The organism is Rhizobacter sp. P2_H2 (assembly GCF_056403375.1).
The window spans coordinates 1-5,928 of the sequence record NZ_JBFUFP010000266.1 but is presented as its reverse complement, the minus strand read 5'-3'; the positions used below and the strand labels follow the sequence as shown (position 1 = coordinate 5,928).

Below are 5,928 nucleotides of genomic sequence, written 5' to 3'. Positions count from 1 at the left end.
GTACATGAAGTTGTAGATGACCAGCGTGTCGTGCTCGCCGAACATCTGCGACAGCGTAACGGGGCCCTGCTCGCCGTCGAACCGGTAGTCGTGCGGCACGACGCCGCCCGGCGGCAGCGCGCGGCGCTGTGCGGCGACGCGCTCGTTGAGGCGGCGCAGCTCGATCTCCTGCTCGAGCAGGGCGTTGCGGGCGGCGCGGTACTCGGGGCTTTCGCCGGGGAAGCGGCGCCTGGACTGGGCCAGGTCCTTGGCGGGGCGCAGGGGCGGCTGTGCGGTCATGGGCGTCTCCAGCTGTGAGGTGGTGCCATGACGACGAACGGTGGGGAGCGGAATCGACACGAGGAGCCGAAAAAAAGGCGGGCCAGCGTCATCGCATGGCTGCTTCAGGCACCGACACGCGCTTGCAGATGATCCATCGGAGCCTGCCAGGCATCGTGGTCGTCACTGTCCTGCCACAGTTCCGCCAGTTCGGAGTTCTCGGCAAGGATGCGCGCGAGGGCGGCTTGAGCCTTGTCGATCAGCTCGACGGGTGGCTTGAGCTGAACGCTCGCCACCCAGTTGTCGACCGCCTCCGTGTGCGAAGTCTTCTCGCCGGAACGGCCTGCGAGCCTGGCCAGAACCTCGATCGCCGCGATGGCCACGCACGCCTGCGGAGCCTCCAGGTAGTCCTCGCCGGAAGACAGTACAGCGTCGATTGCTTCCTCAATGGGGCCGAGACTGTCGGCTTCTTCAAGCTCGTAGGCCCAATCCGCGGCGTCGTCGTTTCCGAAGGGATCAACAGACCATGCGCCCATGTGCGCTCCTCGATGAATTCCGTGCTGGGACCGGCTCAGCTCCGATGGAACGCATGTTCCGCAATTTCCTGTGCGCGGGCAATGGAAATTCCATGGACTTGATCGATGACCAACGGATCGCGGCCGTGCTCGCCACGGTGGAGGATGACCTTGGGTCGCTGGCCCCCGAGCTGCACCACGACATCGGCCGGCCTCGACTCGTCGTACGGATAGGCCGGAATCGCGTTGCAGACCCAGCCGAAGAAACAGTCTCCGTCGATGGGCTCATCGTAGGTTTCGAAATAGCGGTTGAAGCTCTTCTCGCTCAGCGACACCCAGAGGCCCCACAGGAACGGCTCCTCGATCCCGTGAATCGGCACCTCCAGCACGGCACGGACGAAACGATCGGTTCTGTCCTCATGCGTGATGGTGCAGAAATCGCTGCTCAGCTTTCCCATCGTCGCCTTCTGCTCCTCCGACAGGCTGGCGTACGGATCGGGCATGCGGAACGCGATGCTCGGAGAGCCCTCGTGGATGTTGTCGCAACTGCTGCACTTGAACGCGAAGATGGCTGCCATGGTGGTTGGGCTCAAGAAGTGATACGGAACCAGAAGGGTCAGGCTGCCGGAAGATCATCGACGCTCTTTGCGCCCCGGCTCTGCAGCAGCGACGCAAGCTCCTGGTACCGATGGGTCAAGGCCACGTCGAGCGGCGTGCGCCCGCCGTCCACCCACGCTTCCGCTGCGGCCGTCAGGCCGGCACCGCGGTCGATCAGCGCCATCGCGATCGGAATGGCATTCACGGCGCAGGCCCGATGCAGTGCTGTGAAGTCCGGATACCCGCGGGCTTCGATATCGGCCCCTCGCACCAGCAGGACCTCGACCAGTTGCAAGGCGACACTCGGCGATCGCTCGAACAATTCGATGGCCGTGTGCAGCGCCAGGCAACCCTGGTCGTTCCGTTGATCGGGGTTTGCACCCAGATCCAGCAGCACTTGAACCAGTTCGCACTTCTCGTAGAAAACAGCTTGCTCCAGCGCGTATTCGGATGAGACGGCATCCGGCGCATTCACCAGTTCAGGCTGCTGGCGAATGAACGCGATCACATCCGCCTCTGAACGATCGCGCAGCAGGTCGCCCCAGGATTCGATGGGCGGCACCGGCTGGGAGTCAGCTCGCCTGTTCATCGATGGCCCTTTCGTAGACCGCGAGATCGATGGCGGAGAAGCAGCAGAACACCACCTCTTCCAACTCGGGACACTGCGCAAGATGGCCGCGCACCGTGCGGACCGCGACCTGCGCCGCCAAGTCGATCGGATACCCGTAGATGCCGGTGCTGATGCTCGGGAATGCCAATGACCTGACACCTTTCGAGCCGGCGACTTCGAGCGACCTCCGGTAGCAGGACGCCAGCAGATCCGCCTCACCGTGCTCGCCACCCCGCCAGACCGGCCCGACGGTGTGGACGATGTACTTCGCCTTCAACCGGTAGCCCTTCGTCAGCTTCGCATCGCCCGTCTTGCAACCGGCCAGCAGCCGGCATTCATGAAGGAGGTCCGGACCGGCCGCGCGATGGATCGCGCCATCCACCCCACCGCCACCCAGCAACGACGAGTTCGCAGCATTGACGATCGCATCGACGGCAAGGGTCGTGATGTCGGCACGAACGGCGCGAAGCATGGCAGTCATGCCCGCCAGTCTACCGATCCGGTCGCGCCGGCACCGCCGTGCCATACACCGGCTTCAGCACCGGCCCGAACGCGAAGTCGACCATCATCCGCAGGTAGCCGTCCGGCTGGCGCGTCGACAGGCGGGTGCCGTCTGCCGCCGTCTCGTACTCGTAGATGCCGTGCTCCGTCTTCGGAAACACCGCCGTCGCGATCGGCCGCCCGGCCCCTCGCAGCACGGCGAGGCGGCGCGCCGTCTCCGCACTCGGCGCCTCGAGATCATCCTGCGCCAGGATCCACAACTGGGGCACCGTCACGGCAGCGATCGTCGCCATCGGGTCGAACAGCCACGGCGTTCCGGCGTTCAGGTGCTCCGCGAACACCGCCAACTCCTCCTTCGTCTTCAGCCCCAGCAGCAGGTGGCAGAAGTCGCCGCGCACGTCCTTGAACCACGGCTCGCCTGCGTAGCGCTGCCGCACGCGCGCGAACCGGTCGAACACCGCCGGCACCGGGCTCAAGGCCAGCGCACCGCAGGCATCCACCACCTCCATCGCACCGGCCATCGCCTGCGCGCCGTGGCCGGCCGACGTGATGTTCAGCGCGACCGCCTCGCGGTCCTCGTCGAGCACCGACACCGCCAGCCCGAAGCCGACGATGATGAAATCGACCGGCGCGATCTTCGCCGCGAGCGGCGCGACCCAGCCCCCCTGGCTCGGGCCGTGCAATCCGATCCTCGCCACGCGCCGGCCGGCAAGCCGCCGGGCCTCCTGCAGCGCTGCCACCGCATCACGCGCGAGCTGCTCGAAATCCTGCGTGTAGTGCCCGCCAGATGCCCCGGTGCCGCGCTTGTCGTACACGAAGGCGCCGACACCCGCGGCCGGAAAGCGCCGTTGCAGCGAGTCGAAGCGCTTCGCCGAGTCGTGCTCCGAGCCCTGCAGCAGCACGACGACCGGCACCGGCCCGTCACCGGCAGGCATCACGAGGCGGCCCGCGAGCGGCGTGCCGTCACTCGTGAACCGCACGTCGATCGTCGGCAGCGCAAGCCGGCGGCCGTGGACGCCACCGAAGTCGATCCCGGCCTGCGCGCAATCGATGCGCACCTGCCGGCCATCGGGCCGCTGCGTCCAGCCCGGCGAACTGACGCCGGCCGCCGGGCCCTGGGTCTCGAAGGCGCCCGTCGTTCCATCGGGCCTTCGCCAGCGCAGCGAGGTGCCGCGTGACGTGCCCACGTCGACGATGCCGCCATCGTCGAGCCGGTACGCGCCGACACCGCAGTCGACCGCCGGCTCTGCTGCCGCCTGCGACACCATCGGCAGCGCCAGGCTGCACAGCGCAAGCCAAGCCATCGCGCCACGGGAGTGAGATGCTCGTTCAGACATGGGAATCCTGTTCCAGCCAGTGACGCGGCAAGTGTCCCACCCGCTGGCTGAACCGGTCGATCTCCCCGGCCGTCCGGCTGCGCCGCCAGACGGCCTGAAGCGCCCGTTCAGGAATCGAACGCGATGCGTGCCCCCGACCCCGGGGGCGCGCRGGTGTAGGTCGCCTCCYGCCCCGGCACCGTCGCGAGCGCCCGCACGGCGGCGTCGCTGCGCTGGCTGCCGTCGGACGCGACGAAGGCCTGCGCGGCCGGGTTGTAGAGCAGCCCGCGCGACACGCCGCCCTCGACGATGCGCACCACCAGGCTGCACTCGGTGGTCGCGCCGCCCAGCTCCTTCGACGTGAACGGCGTGGCCGCGCGCTGCAGCAGCAGGTTGATGCGGCCCGCCACCGCCGATGCGTTGCCGCTGTTCAGCGTGACCTGCTGGCCGACGATCGGCGCGAGGTCGCTGTCGAAGGCCATCATGAAATCGACCACGTCGCGCCGCGTCGCATCCGGGTCGAGGATCGGGAAGCCGACGGTGAGCTGCGGGTTGAAGACCTTGGCGGTGAAGAAGCGGAACAGCGTGTCGACCGAACCGTCGTTCACGAAGCCGAAACCGCGCACCTGCTCGCCGAGGAAGCCGGTGTCGGGCGCGCCGAAGAACTCCACCCGCGGCGAGCCGAACATGCCGACCTTCTGGTACATGTTGCGCAGGTGCGGGATCTTCACGATCTGCGTGATGCCCTCGAAGCTCGCTCGCCCGCCGGTGCCGAAGAAGCCGCTGGCCGGGTCGAGCCGGTGGCAGCCCTCGCAGGTGAAGGCCGTCTGGTTCATCGTCAGGCCGCCGAGTGCGCCCAGGTCGATGCCGTCCGACGGCCGCGTGCCGCTGTAGAAGCTGCGCCCGCGCTGCTGCGAGGCGGTCAGCGTGTTGTCGAGCTTGCGGATCGGGTTCGGCGGCAGCATCACCGGGATCTGGAAGTCGGCGAACTGCTGCATCTCGGCCTCGCTCAGCGGCGCGGTGCCGCCCAGCAGCCCCTCGAAGGCCACCGCGAAGTTCTTGAACGACAGCGTGCTGTCGGTGCCGCTGCTGCCGAAGATGCCGGTCGCCCGGTCGCCGCGCCAGTGCATCGCGCCGGAGTTGCGCATGCCGCGCAGCGTCTGCGTCGTCATCGGTCCCTTCATCGGGTGGAACTCGTTGGCGTTGTCGCTGCCGTTGACCGGCGACTTCACGCCGAACAGCAGCTTGCCCAGCGCGATCTCCAGCGGCGACGACAGGTTCTTCGTGATCGGGTTGTTGGTGACGCGGTCATCCGGATTGCCGAGGTCCCAGGCCAGGTCGTCGGCATCGCCGAAGGTGTGGCAGCTCGCGCACGAGGCCTCGCCGTTGGCCGAGAAGCGGCGCGCGTCGTACAGGAAGGGCCGGCCGGTGCGCACCGCGGCCGGCTCGGGGTTCTTCATCGCCACCGACGACAGCGTGGCACGCGAGGCCAGGTCGATCACCTTCACCGCGTTGTCGAAGCGCGTGGTGACGTACAGCCGGCCGCGCGCCTCGTCGAGCACCAGCCCGCTCGGGCCGCCGCCGGCCAGCTCGATGTAGCGCGCGCTCGCGCTGCGCGGGTTGAAGCTGTCGTTCTCCAGCTCGGCGGTGTCGAACACGCCGATGCGGCTGGAGCTGAACGCCGCCACGTACAGCGTGCGGCCGTCGCCGGTGACCGCCATGTCGAGCGGCATCGCGAGCGAATGGTTCTTCATCGTCCAGTCGTAGCCGGGGTTGCTTGGCAGCTTCGAATAGTCGATGTGCTTGTTCAGGTGGCGCGGCTGCACCGCCGCGCCCGACAGCACCGTGATGCGCGTCTGCGCGAGCTTGCCCTGCACCGTGTGGCCGGCGTAGGTGCCGGGGCCTTCGAAGCGGGCCTCGTTGATCGCCTCGGTGTTCGAGACGTACACCGCGCCGCTGACCGGGTTGGTGACCATGTTGAACAGCACCGTGCCGACGCCCGACCAGCTGGTCTTCTGCGCCAGCGTGTTGGCGTCGACGGCGAACACGTCGCGGTCGGGCAGGCTGAACTGCACCGCGTTGTTCCAGTTGCGCTTCAGCTCGTCTTCCCAGCGCCCGTTGGCCTTGTTGA

The 5,928-nt window shown here is 67.8% G+C and carries 7 protein-coding genes; all 7 read right to left on the bottom strand.

Annotated features, from left to right (window positions below; all coding sequences use genetic code 11):
• Window positions 1-279 (bottom strand): DUF899 family protein (locus AC1D15_RS15385; RefSeq protein ID WP_477826652.1); only part of this gene is annotated, 279 nt, incomplete at its 3' end.
• 104 nt (window positions 280-383) lie between these two features.
• Complete coding sequence (locus AC1D15_RS15380) at window positions 384-794, bottom strand: DUF4259 domain-containing protein (RefSeq protein ID WP_477826651.1); 411 nt, start codon at window positions 792-794, stop codon at window positions 384-386.
• A gap of 35 nt (window positions 795-829) precedes the next feature.
• Window positions 830-1,351 (bottom strand): DUF2199 domain-containing protein, encoded by a 522-nt coding sequence (locus AC1D15_RS15375; RefSeq protein WP_477826650.1) that lies wholly within the window; start codon window positions 1,349-1,351, stop codon window positions 830-832.
• 38 nt (window positions 1,352-1,389) lie between these two features.
• Window positions 1,390-1,932, bottom strand: a complete 543-nt coding sequence (locus AC1D15_RS15370; protein WP_477826649.1) for an ankyrin repeat domain-containing protein — start codon at window positions 1,930-1,932, stop codon at window positions 1,390-1,392.
• A 10-nt stretch (window positions 1,933-1,942) separates the two neighbouring features.
• Complete coding sequence (locus AC1D15_RS15365; RefSeq protein ID WP_477826648.1) at window positions 1,943-2,461, bottom strand: O-acetyl-ADP-ribose deacetylase; 519 nt, start codon at window positions 2,459-2,461, stop codon at window positions 1,943-1,945.
• Window positions 2,462-2,471: 10 nt separating this feature from the next.
• On the bottom strand, window positions 2,472-3,785 hold the full coding sequence (locus tag AC1D15_RS15360; RefSeq protein ID WP_477826647.1) for an alpha/beta hydrolase family protein: 1,314 nt from the start codon (window positions 3,783-3,785) through the stop codon (window positions 2,472-2,474).
• Between the two features lie 140 nt (window positions 3,786-3,925).
• A partial coding sequence (locus tag AC1D15_RS15355) for a YncE family protein (RefSeq protein ID WP_477826646.1) occupies window positions 3,926-5,928 on the bottom strand: 2,003 nt, incomplete at its 5' end.

Excerpts from the sequence above, each read along its gene's own strand:
- AC1D15_RS15380 (WP_477826651.1), bottom strand. The coding sequence starts at position 794 with ATGGGCGCATGGTCTGTTGATCCCTTCGGAAACGACGACGCCGCGGAT.
- AC1D15_RS15375 (WP_477826650.1), bottom strand. The coding sequence starts at position 1,351 with ATGGCAGCCATCTTCGCGTTCAAGTGCAGCAGTTGCGACAACATCCAC.
- AC1D15_RS15365 (WP_477826648.1), bottom strand. The coding sequence starts at position 2,461 with ATGACTGCCATGCTTCGCGCCGTTCGTGCCGACATCACGACCCTTGCC.
- AC1D15_RS15360 (WP_477826647.1), bottom strand. The coding sequence starts at position 3,785 with ATGGCTTGGCTTGCGCTGTGCAGCCTGGCGCTGCCGATGGTGTCGCAG.